Raw genomic sequence first — 17136 nt, forward strand, 5'->3', positions numbered from 1 at the left:
GGAGTGGTATTTTGAAAATTTTACTTATTGGCGGCGGCGGGCGCGAACACGCTTTAGCCTGGAAGCTGGGACAGAGTCCCCGGGTGGAGAAGATATACTGTGTGCCAGGAAATCCCGGGCTTGCGTCGGTGGCTGAGTGTGTGGATATTGATGTAACTGATAATGAAGCTTTGGGCAAGTTTGCCCTTGCGCATAACATCGGCTTAACAGTGGTTGGACCTGAGCTGCCGCTGACCAACGGTCTTGTGGACCATTTTTCCGCTCTCAACCTTAAAGTATTCGGACCATCCCAGAAGGCGGCACAATTAGAAGGATCTAAGGCCTTTGCCAAAGAAATTATGCATAAGTACAACATTCCTACTGCAGCCTCTGCTGCCTTTACAGATGCGGACAGTGCCATAGCCTACATCCAGAAACAAGGTGCGCCCATTGTTGTCAAAGCCGATGGCTTGGCAGCCGGTAAGGGCGTTGTTGTTGCCATGACAGTGGAAGAGGCTGTCGCGGCTGTGGATATGATGATGAGGGATAAGGCGTTTGGCAGTGCAGGCAACCTAGTGGTTATTGAAGAATATCTTGAGGGTGAAGAGGCGTCACTGCTGGCCTTTACTGATGGCTTTACCGTAGCGCCCATGATTGCCGCTCAAGACCATAAGCGGGTATCTGACAATGACCAGGGGCCCAATACCGGTGGTATGGGTACCTACGCTCCCGCACCTGTGGTTACTGATGCTGTGCGGGCTCAAGTAACGCGGGAGGTATTACAGCCGGTGGTTGATGGCCTGCGCCAGGAAGGCATTATCTATAAGGGCTGCTTGTACGCCGGCTTAATGATTACTGCCAAGGGACCAAAAGTTATTGAATTTAACGCCCGGTTTGGCGATCCCGAGACCCAGGTTGTGCTGCCACTCTTGGCCAGTGATTTAGTTGATATTATGGAAGCCTGTGCGGATGAGCGGCTGGCTGATGTAACCATTGAATGGGAAAACAAGGCGGCCGTCTGTGTTGTGCTGGCAGCCGGTGGTTATCCGGGCAATTATACTAAAGGCGATAAAATTAGTGGACTTGATAAGGCCGAAGCACAAGGAGCCATGGTCTTCCATGCTGGTACGGGATTCCGGGATGGCAATATTGTAACAAATGGTGGCCGTGTGCTTGGCGTGACTGCTGTAGCCAGTGATATTCGTGCGGCGGTGGATAAGGTTTACCAGGCTGTACCTGAGATAAAGTTTGAAGGGATGCATTATCGTAAAGATATCGCTCACCGGGCATTCAACCGGAAGTAGAACGCAGAGGGAGTGCACACCTTGGATGCAGGGTTAACAGCCATTAATTTACTGGTCATTGTTGTTACTGTTATTGGCATCGGATTGACTGCTATCGGCCTGCCAGGTAATTGGTTGATATTTTTCGCAGCGCTAGGATATGGCTATCTGGAAGCCTTTGTTTATATGAATAACACTGTCCTGCTCATCCTTTTTGGAGCGTTGCTAGCCGGGGAATTGGCTGAGTTTGCGGCAGGGTCGCTGGGCGCCAAGAAAGAGAACGCCTCCAGGGCGGCCATTGGTGCAGCTTTTGTCGGCGGTATTGCCGGTGGTATTATTGGCACAGGGGTAATGCCTGGTCTTGGTTCGATTGCCGGGGCTATCGGCGGCTCTTTTGCCGCCGGATATCTGGCTGAGTATGCAGCCACAGGCAGCAGGGAAAAGGCGGGCCGGGTAGCAAAAAGTATTGTTGTCGGTCAGGCACTGGGGCTAATCTTCAAATTAGCGGTAGCCATCGGTATGGTGGCGTTTATCATTTCCAAGTTAACGTGGCCAGGGTAGACAGGAGGAAAAATATGAAACGCCAGCAAATACTTGATGCCGCCTATACCGTTTTTTCCCGCAAGGGGTATCACCGCGCTACGGTTGATGAGATTATTGCACTGGCCGACACTGGCAAGGGCACTGTGTATAACTATTTTGTCAGTAAGGAACAGCTTTTTTATACCCTGATCAAAGAACGCAGCTCAAAATTTGAAGCTGAACTCAATATGATTGCCACTTTAGCTGAACTGCCGTTAATCAAAATTAAAAAAGCCATCAAGGTGTTTTTAGAGTTTTATGTGGCTAACGCGGATTTGTGGCGGGTGCTTATGCATGAGATGCGCGGACTGGGCCATGAATCGTCATGCTTTACCGAGGCTCAGCGCGAAAAATATCGGGAGAGATTTGTCCACACCATTGGGATATTGGAGAATATTTTGCAGGAAGGCATTGAACAAGGGGCTATCCGCCAATGTGATGTACATAAAGCGGCTCACGGTCTGTTTAGTGTCATCGTGATGATGGTATTTCAGGGATTTGTCGGTGAAGATGATGATTCCATTGATAAGGCTGCGAACAATATTGCCGATATTTTTCTTTATGGTGTTGTTGAACGGTAATAAAGGAGTAAGAATAAAAAAGGCTTGAACCCTTCGTGTGAAAGGTTCAAGCCTTTTGAATACATCTAGAACGCCGGTACAATGGCACCTTGATATTTTTCATTAATAAACTTTTTAACCTCTTCAGAGGTTAGGGCTTTGGTTAGCTTTTGGATTTCGGGGCGGTTTTCATCCCCTTTGCGGACAGTCAGGATATTGACATAGGGAGAGTCTTTTTGTTCAATGAAGAGGGCGTCTTTGGCAGGAACGAGTTTTGCTTCAAGAGCATAGTTCGTGTTAATGACCGCTAAGGCGACATCATCAAGCGAACGGGGCAGTTGAGGAGCTTCAAGTTCGCGGATTTTTACGTTTTTGGGGTTTTCGGTAATGTCTTTCACGGTAGCATTAACGCCTGCGCCGTCTTTCAGCTTAATAATGCCGGCTTTGGCTAAAAGCGCTAATGCGCGGCCACCATTGGTGGGGTCGTTAGGGATGGCTATTTGTGCGCCGTTTTGCAAGTCATTCAGGTTTTTTACTTTCTTGGAGTAAATGCCCATAGGCTCGATATGTACGGCTGCGGTATAGGTCAAGTCAAGTTTGCGCTCGCTGCTGAATTTGGTCAGATAGGGGATGTGCTGGAAGAAGTTAGCGTCAAGCTCTTTTTCAGCTACAGCAATATTCGGACGGACATAGTCACTCATTTCAACGATAACAAGGTTAATGCCTTCTTTTTCAAGGGTAGGTTTGATCACATTGAGAATCTCGGCATGGGGCACAGCGGTAGCGCCAACCTTAATAGTCTTCTTTTCCGAAGCTGAAGGTGCCGGGGTTTCCTTGCTGCCGCAGCCGGCAATAAAAGTGGACAAAGCCAATAATGTGGTAATCAGTATTAAGGTAAACTTTCTCATAATCATATTCCTCCTAATAATAAAGTGCAATTTTTAAAAATGTGATTGTGTGCAGCAGATAGAGAAGTGTTGTCTCGGTCCTCCCTCCGTGGAAATAATTAAAGCCTCTTCGGCAGTGCGAAGAGGCTTATTGTCCAGTTCTTCATCTGCCAGGAATTTAATCCTGTTGGAATTGGCACCGTTCGCAGTATGCGATGGTTGCCGCGGCGTCATAGGGCCATTCCCTCAGCCAGCTCTTGATGAGTAATATTTAATTTATGAAATTTATAATAGCATGGTTGAATGTATCTGTCAACAGAGGATTTTTATGGTATTATTTGCGTGAAAAGGACAAATCTATAATGCATATAATCGATTTTAATTAAATAAAGATAAAAAGAATTAAAGAAGGGAAATCTAGGTTAATAGCGAACTAATAATCAGTAAGCAAGTATTTACAGGAGGCGTAGCAGCATGCCGGCAAATCCCAAATTGAAAGATGGGCTCACAGATCAGTTATTTAAGGGCATTTTATCGCTTAAGAACGAGGAAGAATGCTACCAGTTTTTTGAGGACGTATGCACAATCGGCGAACTCAAAGCTATGGCCCAGCGTCTGGAAGTGGCGCGTCTGTTAAAAGCAGGGGTTATTTATGATGATATTGTTGCTTCTACCGGTGCCAGTACGGCGACGATCAGCCGGGTTAAGCGCTGTCTTTATTACGGCGCTGACGGCTATAAAGCAGTATTGGGTCATCTAGAGGAAAATAAGGCTGACTAGAGTCGAAGGGAGTGTAGACAATGAACAAAAATCAGTTTGTGCCGCAAATTCCTTACGGCACTCGGGACCTGCTGCTGCGGGAAGCCAAGCAGAAGCGTATTGTTGAAGGTTCGCTTGCTGAGCTTTTTTCTCGTTGGGGCTATGATGAAGTGGTAACCCCAACGTTTGAGTATATCGAAACACTTACAGTAGGTACTGGCAGTGACCTGCACCAGCATGTGTTCAAGTTTTTTGATAAAAACAACCGTATCTTGGCGCTTAAGCCGGATATGACTACGCCAATTGCCCGGGTGGCGGCTACCAGGCTAAAAGAAACGCAGCTGCCGCTGAGGCTGTTTTACCTCACCAATGTCTTCCGGCACGAACAGGCCCAGGCTGGCAGGCAGTGCGAATTTTATCAGGCGGGTGTTGAACTCTTAGGAGCGCCCGGCCCGGCGGCTGACGCCGAGGTTGTGGCGTTGGCAGTAGAAGCTATGTTGGAATCTGGCTTGACCAATTTTCAAATCAGCTTAGGTCAAGTCGATTTTATCAATGGCCTTATGGCTGAGAGTGGGTTAACTCCGCAGCATCAGCAGCAGGTCAAATACGCTATGGTTTCGAGGGATTTGGTAGGACTAGGTGAAATTCTGGCGCAAAGTGGGCTCAGTCAGGTGGCACAGGAATTGTTGCAGCAAATCCCACTGCTACACGGACAGGAAGATATGCTCAATAAGGCCTACCGGCTAGTGAGCAATGACCTTAGCCGGAGGGCCCTGGATAATCTGGCCGATATCCGCAGGCTGCTGGCCGGTTATGGTGTTGATCGTTATGTAAACTTCGACTTAGGGATTATTCGAGACTTTGATTATTACACCGGCATGGTGTTTGAGGGCTATACACCAGGATTAGGCTTCCCGCTCTGCGGCGGCGGCCGGTATGACAATATGCTGGCTTCATTTGGTGTTGCCAATCCGGCCACAGGTTTTGCGCTAGGCATTGAACGGGTGCTGCTGGCGATGGAACGACAAGGTATTGGTGTCAGCGTGCGTGGCAAAGATGTGTATATAGCCTGGGGGGAAGGCAGGCTTTCACCAGCGATTGCGGCTGCCAACAAATGCCGTAAAGAAGGACGGCGGGCCGAGCTGGCGCTAGCACCTGTGTCCAGGTCAACAGCCGAAACAACGGTTGCTGAACGAGGCTATGAAGAACTGATTTATATTGAGTAAGCGGGTTAAGCAGCTGGTGTCGGCATTGTCAGCCCGGATTACCGAGCAGGACCGGGAGTTTATCGCTCGCAATTTAGACTCAGCGCAAGCGGCGCTTTTCTGGCAGATGAATCTGCCAGACCAGCGACACGCCCTGAATGTGGCTTATACAGCGTTTGAGCTTAGTGCCGGTGACTGTACGGTTGACCAGGAACTGCTGATACAGTGTGCGCTTTTACATGATGTCGGCAAGGTGCAAGGCGATGTAAGCACTGCCGATAAAATCATTACAGTAATTCTAGATAAATGTGCGCCTGGCTGGGCCAGACGATGGGCACGCCTGGGGCGGGGCAGTAAAGTGGCTAATCTGCGCCATGCGGTGTATATCTATTATAACCATGCGGTCCGGGGGGCAGCTATGCTTCAGGCTATTGGCGCGCCCCAGCCGGTGATCGAGATTGTTATGCGGCATCATGAGGCTTCGGCAGCAGGTGAACCACCGGAGCTTAGGCTATTAAGAGCGGCCGATAGCCTACATTAATAGCCTTTCTCTTTATCAATAATGTTAATCATATCCCGTCCCTGGATAAACCGGGTAAGATTGTCGGCAAACAGCTTAATAGCCCGGTCAAGATAAGCGGGTGATAAGGCTGCAACATGTGGTGTGATAATGACGTTAGGCATGTTCCAGAGTAGGCTGGTTTCCGGCAAGGGCTCGGTGGCAAAGACATCCAGGCCTGCGCCCTGAATTAACTTTTGTTCTAAAGCCGTAATTAGGTCGGCTTCGTTGACGACAGTGCCCCGGGCAATATTGAAGAGGTAAGCCGAGCGTTTCATAGCCGTAAAATGGGGCAGGCTAATCATGTTTTGCGTATGTTCGGTGAGCGGTAAGGCGATAACGACAAAATCGGCTTGGGATAACATCTCAAGTAGGCTTTCATTGTCTGGCGGATAGAGCTTGTCAACAAACAGTTCGGTTGTAACCTCCTGCTTGCTGGCAAGCACTCTCATTCCAAGGGCTTTGGCTTTTTTAGCAATTTCCCGGCCAATTGAACCTAAGCCGACGATAGCAAGGGTTTGTTCGTGCAGTTCCGTGGTTGGCATGCGTTTCCACTTTTTCGCCTCCTGCTGGCGGATACTGATAGTAAGTCCGCGGCTAAAGGCCAGCATCATGGCTAATATATGCTCAGATACCGGAATACCATGAATACCTTTGGAATTAGTCAGGATGGTGTCAGCGGACTGGAGTTCGGGGAAAATCAGCTTTTCAACGCCGGCGCTTAGCGCGTGAATCCACTCGAGGTGTGGGGCAGCCAGATACAGAGGTCTGGTCTCGGCCCAGCCCCAGGTTACGAGAATATGGCAGCCGGGCATTTTTTCAAGGGCGCTCTTTTCATCAGTTACAATTATATTGATATCAGGATCAACTGCCTGAATGACCTCTAGATGACGGTCAGCAAGCGGGTTGAGCACAACAACATTAAGTACAGCCATATAGAACCTCCTTATCAGGTTTATTATCCTGCCAATTAGTTCTACATATACAGACAGTTTTCCTTTAAAAAACGCAAACAAGGTATTGACGGTGAGACAATAGGGTGTTAGTATATTATTACATTAATGCTTTAACTAATTAAAGAAAAACAGGAGGCATGACATGACCTCAAATGATATGGATTATTTAACAATCGCCCTGCCAAAAGGTAAGTTGTTTGACCTTTCGGCAAGCAGGCTGGCTAAACTAGGCTATACTGCCGAGGGCCTCAGCGAGAACTCTCGCAAATTGGTCATTGCGAATGAGACTGAGAAGATCCGGTTTATCATTACTAAGACGGCAGACCTGCCTACCTATGTCGAATACGGCGCAGCTGATGTCGGGATTATCGGCAAAGACGTGCTGTTAGAAGAAAGCAAGGATGTCTACGAACTGCTAGACTTAAAGTTTGGTTTTTGCCGGATGATGGTGGCAGTACCCCAGGCGCTCAAGCAGGAAAAGCTGAGCGACTATGCCCATATGCGGGTGGCTACCAAGTATCCCCGGGTAGCAGAAAGCTTTTTCCACAGTATTGGCATCCAAATGGAGATTATCAAGCTGAACGGTTCGATTGAATTAGCGCCCATGGTGGGATTGGCTGAGATTATTGTTGACTTGGTGGAAACCGGCCGTACTCTTAAAGAAAATAATCTGGTGGAAGTGGCGCAGATTCACCCGGCAACAGCCAGATTTATCGCCAACCGGGTGAGCTTTAAAATGAAGTTTGACCGGATCAACAAAATGGTGGAAGGGTTAAAAGCACTGGTGGAAAGTGAGGGCAAAGCATGAAAAGGATATTCAGCAGCTATTTGAGTAAAGAAGAAATCGCGGAGATTATGGAAAAGCCAGCTTTTGACAAGGTGGTACTTGGTGCGGGAGCCAAGGCCAAAGTAAAAGAACTGTTTGGTGAAGAACTCTCGGCGCAGCAGGTTGTAGAACGCATTGTCGAGGATGTGCGGAATCAGGGCAATGAGGCTGTGCTAAAATATACTAAGTCGATCGATGGTGCCGATTTTACCGCCGACACCTTGGAGGTAACGCAGGCTGAGATTGATAGCGCTGTAGCTGGGGTTGATAAAGAGGTGCTTGCTGCACTAGAGGCTGCGGCTGCTAACGTTAAGAAGTTTCATGCTGAGAAAGTGCCTGAATCATGGTTTACTGAACGCGAACACGGGGCAGTTCTTGGACAAAAATGCACGCCGCTTGACCGGGTCGGCATTTATGTGCCTGGCGGTACTGCCGCCTACCCGTCTTCTGTCCTGATGAATGCTGTGCCAGCCGCTGTGGCTGGGGTTCAAGAGATTATCATGGTTGTGCCGCCTGACCGCGAAGGCCGGGTTAATCCCTACGTCTTGGCGGCTGCCAAGCTGGCCGGAGTCACAAGAATATTCAAGGTAGGCGGGGCTCAGGCCGTGGCCGCGCTGGCTTTTGGGACTGAAACCATTCCTAAGGTGGACAAGATTACCGGCCCTGGTAATATTTTTGTTACTTTGGCCAAGAAGGCCGTGTATGGTCATGTCGATATTGACATGTTGGCAGGGCCCAGTGAGATTTTGATTGTGGCTGACAGCACGGCTGACCCCCGCTATGTGGCGGCAGACATGTTAAGCCAGGCCGAACATGATGTGTTAGCCTCAAGTATTCTCATCACCGACAGCGCTGACTTGGCCGGCATGGTGGCTAAAGAGGTCGAAAGTCAATTGGCCGCACTGCCGCGTAAGGATATTGCTGCTCAATCTATTGAAGATAACGGCTTGATTATTATTACGAAAGATATTTTTGAGGCTGTCGAACTGGCCAACTTTTCGGCACCTGAACATTTGGAGCTGTTAACAGCTGAGCCCTTCAAGTTGCTGCCCTACGTGCGGCATGCAGGTGCCATATTTATGGGGCCCTATTCTCCCGAACCGCTGGGCGATTACTTTGCCGGCCCCAACCATGTACTACCGACAGGTGGTACAGCCCGTTTTTACTCTGTGCTCAATGTTGACACCTTTATGAAAAAGACCAGCATTATCGCTTATACTCAAGCAGCGCTGGCAGCTGTAAGCAGTCAAGTGATTAAGCTGGCTGAAGCCGAGGGGCTTAACGCGCACGCCAATGCTATCAGGATAAGGGGGAATTAGCATGTTTATGCCCCGTTCCGGGTTGGAATCATTAAAACCATACTCTGTTGAAGAAATAAATTGGTCTATCAGGCTTGACGCCAATGAACGGCCAACAGACCTGCCACCGGCTGTTAAAGCCAAAGTAGTTGAAAAACTGAGATCGCTGCCGTTTAATCGTTATCCTGAGATCAGCGCCCAGTCGTTGAAAACAGTGATTGCTGATGAGTTTGGTCTGACAGCGTCCAATGTCCTGATTGGCAACGGCTCAAGTGAAATCCTGGAGGCATTGTGTTATGCATTTGGTGGTGCCGGACGCAGCATTGTGTACCCTAGTCCGTCATTTTCCATGTACGGCATTTATGCCAAATTGGCTGATAGTCAGCCTATACCTGTAGGACTTAATGATGATTACACGCTGGATGCCGACAAACTGCTGGCAGCAGCAAACCAGGCAGCAGCCAGCGTTGTTCTCCTATGTAATCCTAACAACCCGACAGGCATAGTTATGCCGCCGGAACAAGTTGAATATATTGTTGCCAACACCAAGAGTCTAGTGGTTGTTGACGAAGCCTACCATGAGTTTTACGGAAAAACCTCAGTCGATTTGCTGAGCAAATACCCGCATGTTGCTATTGCCCGCACCTTCTCCAAAGCTTATGGCCTGGCAGCCGCCCGCGTGGGTTATCTCTTAGCCAATGAGACTATTGTGAGCACCATCGGCAAGGTGCTCTTGCCGTACAACGTAAACGCATTAACGCTGATTACCGCCGAGACGGTGTTTGGCATGCGTCAGGAGTTTGCAAACAGCCTGGCTGAGAACAGCAGCGAGCGGGAGCGAATGACAGCTGCCCTTAGCGCTATCTCCGGCTTGACTGTATATCCTTCGCAAACCAACTTCCTGCTTGTTAAGAGTGACAACGCCGCGGCGCTGGCAGCACGTCTTAGCACCAGGGGGATCGGCGTACGTGATTTCAGCACTGCGCCCGGACTTACCGGCTGTATCAGGCTTGGCATAGGTACACCTGCTGAAAACGATGCCGTATTGGAGGCTGTTACCGCATGAGCCGTACTGCCGCTATTGAACGCATAACAGGGGAAACAGCGATAACGGTTTCTATAAATCTTGATGGCTGCGGCCAAGCTCAGGTTGCTACAGGTATCGGTTTTTTTGATCATATGCTGATCCTACTCAGCAAACACGGATTGTTTGACCTAAGTGTTACGGCCAAAGGCGATCTCTATGTTGATGGGCATCATACTGTGGAGGACGCTGGGATTGTTCTGGGGCAGGCCTTGGCCAAAGCGTTGGGTGACAAGGCTGGGATCAAGCGCTACGGCACAGCATTTGTGCCGATGGATGAAGCCTTGGCTATGGTATCGCTTGATATCAGCGGGCGGCCGTATTTGGTGTTTGACGCTGTAATGCCAAGTGAGCAAGTAGGCCAGTTTGACAGTGAGCTTACGGAAGAATTTTTGCGGGCGCTTAGTGTTCATGCCGGACTCACCCTGCATGTGCGGCTGCTGTCAGGCAAGAATACTCACCATATTATTGAAGCCATTTTTAAGGCGTTAGGCCGGGCGCTTGATGAAGCCACTCGCAAAGACGAGCGGATACAAGGCGTTATGTCTAGTAAAGGAATGTTATAAGGAGGCTCAGCGATGACGCTTGAAACCTTAGCAATTATTGATTATGGCATGGGCAACCTTCATAGCGTGTCCAAAGCGTTCGCTAAATTGAATGACGAAAATGGCAGCAAGTATGATATCGTTGTCACCAGCGACCCGGTGGTTATCGGCAGTGCGGCCAAGGTAGTGCTGCCCGGGGTAGGGGCATTCGGCGACTGTATGGGTAACCTGAACAGCTATGGCCTTGTTAACATTATTAAAGAAGTGGCTGGGCGGGGCACGCCTTTTCTTGGGATTTGTCTTGGCTTGCAGCTGTTATTTGACGGTAGTGAAGAAGACCCCGGCGTACTAGGGCTGGGAATTCTGCCTGGAATGGTACGCAAGCTGATTGCCCCTGGTTTAAAAATTCCTCATATGGGCTGGAACAGTCTTGAAATTAAGACTCCCAGTCATCTTTTTACCGGACTGCCGCCTGCGCCCTATGTTTATTTTGTCCATAGCTATCATGCGGTACCTGAAAATAGCCAGGTGGTAACGGCTGTTACTGAGTATGGCAGTGCTGTTACGGCAGCGGTAGGCTGCGGTAATGTGCAGGCCGTGCAGTTTCATCCCGAGAAATCAAGCGCTGCCGGTCTGGCAATTTTAGCTAACTTTTTAAGGGGTTGAACAATTCATGATTATATATCCGGCAATAGATATCCGGGGCGGACGGTGTGTCCGCCTGACTGAAGGCCGTTTTGATAAAGAGACAGTATTTGCCGATAACCCGGCTGAGATGGCGCTCAAGTGGGCGGCAGCCGGGGCTGAGTACCTACATGTTGTTGATCTGGACGGCGCGTTAGCCGGTAAGCCGGTGAACCTTGCGGTAGTGAGTGCCATTGTTAAAGCAGTGGCGATACCTGTGCAACTGGGCGGCGGTATCCGGACGCTTGAGACGATTGGACAAGTGCTTGAGGCCGGTGTCAGCCGGGTGATCTTAGGCTCGATTGCTGTCCGCAATCCGGAATTGGTACGGGAAGCCTGCCGGCAGTTCGGCAGCCGGATTGTTGTGGGCATTGATGCCCGGGACGGTCAGGCGGCGCTTGACGGCTGGGAAGTGTCAGGCGGGATTGGGGCCGAAGAATTGGCCAAGAAGATGGCTGAGGCTGGTGTGGCCCGCATCATTTATACCGACATCTCCCGGGACGGTACGCTGCAAGGCGTTAATGTCGCGGCAACCGCGGCGCTGGCTAAAGCGGCTGGTATCCCGGTCATTGCCTCCGGTGGTGTTAAAAGCCTGGAGGATATTACGGCCCTTCACGCGGCCAATCGAGATAACGGCATTGAGGGCGTTATTGTTGGTAAAGCCATTTATACCGGCGCGGTCGATCTGGCAGAGGCCATTCGTCTGGCTAAGGAGGGAGCGGCTTAATGTACACTAAACGGATTATTCCCTGTCTTGATGTGAAAGACGGACGGGTGGTAAAAGGCACAAACTTTGTCGGACTGCGAGATGCCGGCGATCCGGTGGAATTGGCTAAGGTTTATGATGTCAAGCTTGCCGATGAATTGGTTTTCTTAGATATTACGGCTTCGTCTGATGGCCGGAACACTATGGTAGACGTGGTTGAGCGAGTGGCAGCCGAGGTGTTTATTCCGTTCACGGTAGGCGGCGGCATTCGGGCTGTAGATGATATTCGGACAATGCTCAAAGCCGGAGCGGATAAGGTTTCCCTAAATACGGCAGCGGTAAAAAATCCTGAGCTATTGGCTGAAGGCGCCAAACGGTTTGGCCGTCAGTGTATTGTATTGGCTGTTGATGCCCGCCAGACTGAGCCTGGCAAATGGGAAGTATATATTAACGGCGGCCGGACACCGACAGGTATGGATGTATTAGAATGGGTGAAGCAGGCCACTGAACTGGGGGCCGGTGAAATCCTCTTAACAAGTATGGATAAAGACGGCACTAAGGACGGCTATGACATTCCCCTTACCAGGGCGGTTTCTGAGGCTGTCAATGTTCCTGTCATTGCTTCCGGCGGTGCAGGCGAGCTTGAACACTTCTATGAAGTGCTGACAGCAGGCAAGGCAGATGCAGTACTCGCGGCTTCAGTGTTCCACTATGGCCAGTTTACTGTTGGTCAGGTTAAAGAATATCTTAAATCCCGTGGGGTAGAGGTGAGACTATGAATATAACTAACATAAAATATGATGAACACGGTTTAGTGCCAGCCATTATTCAGGATGAAGTTACTGGAACCGTGCTCATGCTGGCCTATATGAATGCAGAGGCACTCAGTAAAACTCTGGAAACCGGCGTAACCTGGTTCTATAGCCGCAGTCGCCGCGCACTTTGGCAGAAAGGCGAAACGTCCGGCCATGTGCAGGCGGTTAAAGAAATATATTATGACTGTGATGCTGATACTGTTCTTGTAAAAGTAATCCAGACAGGTGCGGCCTGCCATGAGGGAACCTTATCCTGTTTTAGCCGCAGGCTGGATGCCGATACCGAGCAAGCGGAAAAACTGGTTGATCCGGATAAGGTGTATAAAGAACCGCTGGCAGGCGTTTTATATGAACTCTATCATGTCATTAATGACCGCAAGCACAACCCTAAAGAAGGCTCCTATACCAACTATCTCTTTGAAAAAGGGCAGGACAAAATCCTGAAAAAAGTCGGCGAAGAAGCGGCCGAAACCATTATCGCTTCGAAGAACAATAGTAAAGAAGAGCTGTTATACGAGATGGCTGATCTTTGGTATCACTGCTTGGTTTTGCTGGCAAACCATGACGTTACACCAAGTGAGCTGTTAGAGGAATTGAAAAAGCGCAGGAAATAGAAAACATGCTATTCCAGTTGGATGTTCAGCTGGATAGCATGTTTTTTTTATGGGCCTGGTTTCGGCATTTTTTGTATATTAGAAAAAGGATTTTTACAAAAAAGGTATAATGTTTATAAAAAGTAATATTTTGGTATTAAAATTAGAAGGTGAGAGAGCATGTCCATGGCAAAGTCTCTAGCGGATTTTTCATCTACCCATGATATTATACAAAAATATCCGAGGGAACAAAGGTATACCCTGGCTATACTCCAGGATATACAGCGGAAATATAGCTATATTCCCAAGGAATCCCTGATCATATTGTCTAAGTATCTCGATACTCCTTTAAGTAAGCTGTACAGCATGGCTACTTTTTATAAAGCACTAAGCCTGAAACCGAAAGGCGACAATATTATCAAGATATGTGACGGTACTGCCTGTCATATCCGGTCTTCTATGGTTATTATCGATGAGATTGCGAAGCTGATTCACATCAAACCTGGTGAAACCACCGAGGATGGCCGTTTTTCGCTCGAAACCGTAAATTGCCTGGGCTCCTGCGCCATTGCTCCTGTTATTGTCATTAACGAAACTTACTATGGAAAGGTTACGCCAGCTATGATAAGAGAAATCCTGGGCGGATACGGGGGGCTGACAGATGGGGGAAAATAGCAAAAAGACAGTTTTGATCTGCTGCGGTACAGGGTGTCTGGCAAATAATAGCCTGGAAATCTATACAGGATTAAAAAACAAAGTCCTTGAAGCCGGTTTAGATATCAATGTCGAACCCATCATAAAATCCACTGGCTGCAATGGGTTTTGCGAAAAAGGTCCTATTGTAAAAATTATGCCTGATGACATCTCCTATTATAAAATTAAACCATCAGACATAGATGAGATCTATGAAAAATCCGTTCTGAAAAATGAAGTCATCGACAGACTTCTATATGTAAATGATTCGACCGGAAAAAAGGTAAAATCTCAAAAAGATAATGAGTTTTACAGGCAGCAAATGAAGTTAGCTCTAAAGAATATTGGTGAAATTGATCCCTCAGATATCGACGACTATATTGCGCGCGACGGCTATAAAGCCCTAAAGAAAGCTCTTTTGGCAATGACACCGCTGGAGGTAATCGCAGAAGTGGCGGCATCCGGATTAAGAGGCCGGGGCGGAGCTGGCTTCCCTACCGGTAGCAAATGGAAGCAATGTGATAGCTATGACAGCTTTCCCAAATATGTGGTTTGCAATGGCGATGAAGGCGACCCGGGTGCCTTTATGGATAGAAGCATTATGGAGGGCGATCCTAACAGTATAATTGAAGGTATGCTGATATGCGGTTATGCCATAAGGTCGGAAGCAGGCTATATCTACATCAGAGATGAATACTCACTTGCGATAAAAAATATTGCCTTTGCCATAGAAAAGGCCAAAGAACGCGGCTTCCTTGGCAGGAATATTCTTGGTAGCGGCTTTAATTTTGACATACAGATTGTCAGAGGCGGAGGTGCCTTCGTTTGCGGTGAATCAACTGCCCTCATGGCTTCAATTGAAGGCAAGGTAGGTGAGCCTAGGGCCAAATATGTGCGTTCTGTGGAAAAAGGTCTGTGGGGGCAGCCTACAGTCCTGAATAATGTTGAAACCTGGGCTAACATCCCGTTGATCATAAACAACGGAAGTCAATGGTTCAGTTCGATTGGAACCGAAAATAGTACAGGTACCAAAGTTTTTTCACTTGTCGGCAAAATAAAAAATACCGGCCTGGTTGAAGTGCCGATGGGAATCACTTTAAGGAAATTGATATTCGATATCGGCGGCGGGGTAATTGGCAATAAGAAATTTAAGGCTGTTCAAAGTGGCGGACCATCAGGGGGCTGTATTCCCGAAAGCCTGCTTGACCTTCAGGTTGACTTCGACACCCTTACGGCAGCAGGTTCGATGATGGGATCCGGTGGCATGATTATCATGGATGAAAGAACCTGTATGGTCGATGTGGCACGCTACTATGTTAATTTTCTTGCAGAGGAATCATGTGGGAAATGTGTCCCCTGCCGAGAGGGCTTAAAGAGAATGCTCGAAATTTTAAATGATATATGCCAGGGCCGGGGTCAAACTGAAGATATTGCGCTCCTGGAAGAGATTTGCAGTATGACCAGCGAAGCAGCCTTGTGCGGACTTGGAAAAAGTGCCCCCAATCCTGTCGACTCAACCATTAAGTACTTTAAGGACGAATATCTGGCACATATTGTTGATAAAAAATGTCCTGCCGGCATCTGCAAGGATTTGACTGCTTACTATATTGATCAAGATGTATGCATTGGTTGCGGACTATGTAAAAAGAATTGTCCTGCTGTAGCCATTAGCGGTGAGGCCAAAGATCCCCACACTCTGGATATGCAACAATGCATTAAGTGTGGCAATTGCATTGATACTTGCAAGTTTAATGCAGTAAAGGTCCAATAAGGAGGCTGTATTGATGAATATAACAATCGACGGCAAGATCTGCCAAGCCGAGCAGGGCGAATTCCTCCTGCCTATCGCTAGGCGTAACAATATTCATATCCCTACCCTTTGTCATAGTGAGGCCCTGCCTGGCCAAGCAAGCTGCAGGCTATGTATTGTAGAGGTAGTCGAAAACGGCTGGCATAAAGTTGTCACGTCTTGCGTTTATCCTGTTACCAAGGAAGTTGAGGTTATCACCAATTCTCCTAAAATAGTCAATATGAGAAAAACAATCATTATGCTGCTGACTGCGAGAGCTCCAAACAATGAATACATCAACAGGCTTCGGGAAGAATACGCCATCCCCCAATCACTACGATTCACCTCAGACCAGGATGAGCAGTGTACTCTCTGCGGATTATGCGCAGCGGCCTGTGAAACTATGGGTTTATCAGCCATCTCCACAGTAAGCAGAGGCATCACTAAAAAGGTATCTACTCCTTATGATGAACCATCTCAGACCTGCATCGGCTGTAGCACCTGTGCCCAAGTATGCCCCACTGGTGCGATTAAAGCTTCTGAACAAGGTAACAAAAGAACTATCTGGAATAAAAGCTTTGAGCTTTTAAATTGCAAAGGCTGTGGGAGATACTTCATAACTCAGGAACAGCTGGAATATATCAATAATCGGCTTGACACAACAAGCGATGAATTGTTGTGTGAAAAATGCAAAAAAACCTTTGTCTTTAAAAAGTTTACAGCTATGTATGGTCATGTTGTTACAAAGTAAATTGGCAGGAATAAAAAAATCCTACAAAGCGTTAGCGCTGTAGGATTTTTTTTATTTTATTTCACTTGCGCCTAGCTCTTGTCAATACCAGCCAGTGGGGGGAGCAGGCCCCGGCGCTTGCCAGCTTCGAAATCGGCTACGGTGGTAAATACCAGCGCTCCGGTCGGACAAGCCCGGACACAGGCCGGAGTATTAGTTTCGTCCAGACATTCCCGGTCGCATTTTATCGCCCGACGCTTGTCGCCATCCTGTCGGATGACACCAAACGGACAAGCCATGATGCACATCCAGCAACCCAAGCATTTGCTCAAGCGGTCACTGTTGGTAACCACGCCGTCTGTCGTGCGGTGCAGCGAATGGGGCATACAGAGCTCTACACAGGGGGCATCCTCGCAATGCCGACAGGTAATCGGGGCTTTCAAGTCGTCAACCTGTTCGACGTAAATCTGTTTAAGCGGCGGCTTATCGCTTAACATCGCGCCAACTAGCGTTTGTGTCGGTGAATGGGCCACGGCGCAAGCCATTTCACAGGAATGACAGCCCATACAGCGTTCATGACGCACGAGAATTTCTCTTTGCATG

20 protein-coding genes and 1 riboswitch are annotated in these 17136 nt (G+C 48.4%); of the genes, 17 read left to right on the plus strand and 3 right to left on the minus strand.

Annotated features, from left to right (window positions below; translation table 11 throughout):
• Positions 1-11: 11 nt before the first annotated feature.
• Genes purD through VN447_RS20465 form a run of 3 tightly spaced genes read left to right on the plus strand, consistent with a single transcriptional unit; the run spans position 12 to position 2425 of the window.
• Positions 12-1283 carry a phosphoribosylamine--glycine ligase gene (purD, locus tag VN447_RS20455; RefSeq protein ID WP_325527782.1) on the plus strand — a complete coding sequence of 424 codons (1272 nt, stop codon included), beginning with the start codon at positions 12-14 and terminating at the stop codon, positions 1281-1283.
• Between the two features lie 21 nt (positions 1284-1304).
• Positions 1305-1823, plus strand: a complete 519-nt coding sequence (locus VN447_RS20460) for a DUF456 domain-containing protein (RefSeq protein ID WP_325527784.1) — start codon at positions 1305-1307, stop codon at positions 1821-1823.
• A 14-nt stretch (positions 1824-1837) separates the two neighbouring features.
• A complete protein-coding gene (locus VN447_RS20465) occupies positions 1838-2425 on the plus strand; it encodes a TetR/AcrR family transcriptional regulator (RefSeq protein ID WP_325527786.1) in 588 nt (195 codons plus the stop codon).
• Between the two features lie 65 nt (positions 2426-2490).
• On the opposite strand, the gene VN447_RS20470 is transcribed toward VN447_RS20465, so the two are convergent.
• The gene (locus VN447_RS20470; RefSeq protein ID WP_325527788.1) at positions 2491-3312 is read right to left on the minus strand and encodes a MetQ/NlpA family ABC transporter substrate-binding protein; all 822 of its coding nucleotides are present in this window, start codon (positions 3310-3312) and stop codon (positions 2491-2493) included.
• A gap of 139 nt (positions 3313-3451) precedes the next feature.
• A riboswitch (SAM riboswitch) is annotated at positions 3452-3558 on the minus strand.
• Between the two features lie 207 nt (positions 3559-3765).
• Between VN447_RS20470 and VN447_RS20475 the strand changes: the two genes are divergently transcribed.
• From VN447_RS20475 to VN447_RS20485, 3 genes are read left to right on the plus strand one after another with little or no spacing between them, the layout of a single operon-like run.
• Entirely contained in the window at positions 3766-4071 is a 306-nt protein-coding gene (locus VN447_RS20475; protein ID WP_325527790.1) for a YerC/YecD family TrpR-related protein, read from the plus strand.
• Between the two features lie 20 nt (positions 4072-4091).
• The gene (gene hisZ, locus VN447_RS20480) at positions 4092-5276 is read left to right on the plus strand and encodes an ATP phosphoribosyltransferase regulatory subunit (protein ID WP_325527792.1); all 1185 of its coding nucleotides are present in this window, start codon (positions 4092-4094) and stop codon (positions 5274-5276) included.
• On the plus strand, positions 5269-5796 hold the full coding sequence (locus VN447_RS20485) for an HDIG domain-containing metalloprotein (protein WP_325527794.1): 528 nt from the start codon (positions 5269-5271) through the stop codon (positions 5794-5796). Before hisZ ends, VN447_RS20485 begins: the two co-directional genes overlap by 8 nt.
• On the opposite strand, the gene VN447_RS20490 is transcribed toward VN447_RS20485, so the two are convergent.
• Positions 5793-6749 (minus strand): D-2-hydroxyacid dehydrogenase, encoded by a 957-nt coding sequence (locus VN447_RS20490; protein ID WP_325527796.1) that lies wholly within the window; start codon positions 6747-6749, stop codon positions 5793-5795. The genes VN447_RS20485 and VN447_RS20490 overlap by 4 nt on opposite strands.
• A 163-nt stretch (positions 6750-6912) precedes the next feature.
• Between VN447_RS20490 and hisG the strand changes: the two genes are divergently transcribed.
• From hisG to VN447_RS20545, 11 genes are all read left to right on the plus strand, one after another.
• Positions 6913-7578: an ATP phosphoribosyltransferase gene (gene hisG / locus VN447_RS20495; protein WP_325527798.1), complete on the plus strand. Its 666-nt coding sequence runs from the start codon at positions 6913-6915 to the stop codon at positions 7576-7578.
• Positions 7575-8915, plus strand: coding sequence for a histidinol dehydrogenase (hisD, locus tag VN447_RS20500; RefSeq protein WP_325527800.1), 1341 nt, complete (start codon positions 7575-7577; stop codon positions 8913-8915). The genes hisG and hisD overlap by 4 nt, the downstream gene beginning before the upstream one ends.
• Before the next feature lies 1 nt (position 8916).
• Complete coding sequence (gene hisC / locus VN447_RS20505) at positions 8917-9960, plus strand: histidinol-phosphate transaminase (RefSeq protein WP_325527802.1); 1044 nt, start codon at positions 8917-8919, stop codon at positions 9958-9960.
• Complete coding sequence (gene hisB / locus VN447_RS20510) at positions 9957-10544, plus strand: imidazoleglycerol-phosphate dehydratase HisB (protein ID WP_325527804.1); 588 nt, start codon at positions 9957-9959, stop codon at positions 10542-10544. The genes hisC and hisB overlap by 4 nt, the downstream gene beginning before the upstream one ends.
• Before the next feature lie 12 nt (positions 10545-10556).
• Positions 10557-11189 (plus strand): imidazole glycerol phosphate synthase subunit HisH, encoded by a 633-nt coding sequence (hisH, locus tag VN447_RS20515; protein ID WP_325527805.1) that lies wholly within the window; start codon positions 10557-10559, stop codon positions 11187-11189.
• 7 nt (positions 11190-11196) lie between these two features.
• Entirely contained in the window at positions 11197-11934 is a 738-nt protein-coding gene (gene hisA / locus VN447_RS20520) for a 1-(5-phosphoribosyl)-5-[(5-phosphoribosylamino)methylideneamino]imidazole-4-carboxamide isomerase (protein ID WP_325527807.1), read from the plus strand.
• Positions 11934-12692 carry an imidazole glycerol phosphate synthase subunit HisF gene (gene hisF, locus VN447_RS20525; RefSeq protein WP_325527809.1) on the plus strand — a complete coding sequence of 253 codons (759 nt, stop codon included), beginning with the start codon at positions 11934-11936 and terminating at the stop codon, positions 12690-12692. The genes hisA and hisF overlap by 1 nt, the downstream gene beginning before the upstream one ends.
• Entirely contained in the window at positions 12689-13342 is a 654-nt protein-coding gene (gene hisIE, locus VN447_RS20530; RefSeq protein WP_325527811.1) for a bifunctional phosphoribosyl-AMP cyclohydrolase/phosphoribosyl-ATP diphosphatase HisIE, read from the plus strand. The genes hisF and hisIE overlap by 4 nt, the downstream gene beginning before the upstream one ends.
• Positions 13343-13501: 159 nt before the next feature.
• Positions 13502-13996, plus strand: a complete 495-nt coding sequence (locus tag VN447_RS20535; protein ID WP_325527813.1) for an NAD(P)H-dependent oxidoreductase subunit E — start codon at positions 13502-13504, stop codon at positions 13994-13996.
• Positions 13983-15785, plus strand: a complete 1803-nt coding sequence (locus VN447_RS20540; RefSeq protein ID WP_325527814.1) for an NADH-quinone oxidoreductase subunit NuoF — start codon at positions 13983-13985, stop codon at positions 15783-15785. Before VN447_RS20535 ends, VN447_RS20540 begins: the two co-directional genes overlap by 14 nt.
• Before the next feature lie 13 nt (positions 15786-15798).
• The gene (locus tag VN447_RS20545) at positions 15799-16554 is read left to right on the plus strand and encodes a 2Fe-2S iron-sulfur cluster-binding protein (RefSeq protein ID WP_325527816.1); all 756 of its coding nucleotides are present in this window, start codon (positions 15799-15801) and stop codon (positions 16552-16554) included.
• Between the two features lie 71 nt (positions 16555-16625).
• Here the strand turns inward: VN447_RS20545 and VN447_RS20550 are convergent, their stop codons facing one another.
• Positions 16626-17135 carry a 4Fe-4S dicluster domain-containing protein gene (locus tag VN447_RS20550; RefSeq protein ID WP_325527818.1) on the minus strand — a complete coding sequence of 170 codons (510 nt, stop codon included), beginning with the start codon at positions 17133-17135 and terminating at the stop codon, positions 16626-16628.
• Position 17136 lies beyond the last annotated feature (1 nt).

The sequence above is a fragment of the Sporomusa sp. genome (assembly GCF_035561155.1).
Taxonomy (GTDB): Bacteria; Bacillota; Negativicutes; order Sporomusales; family Sporomusaceae; genus Sporomusa.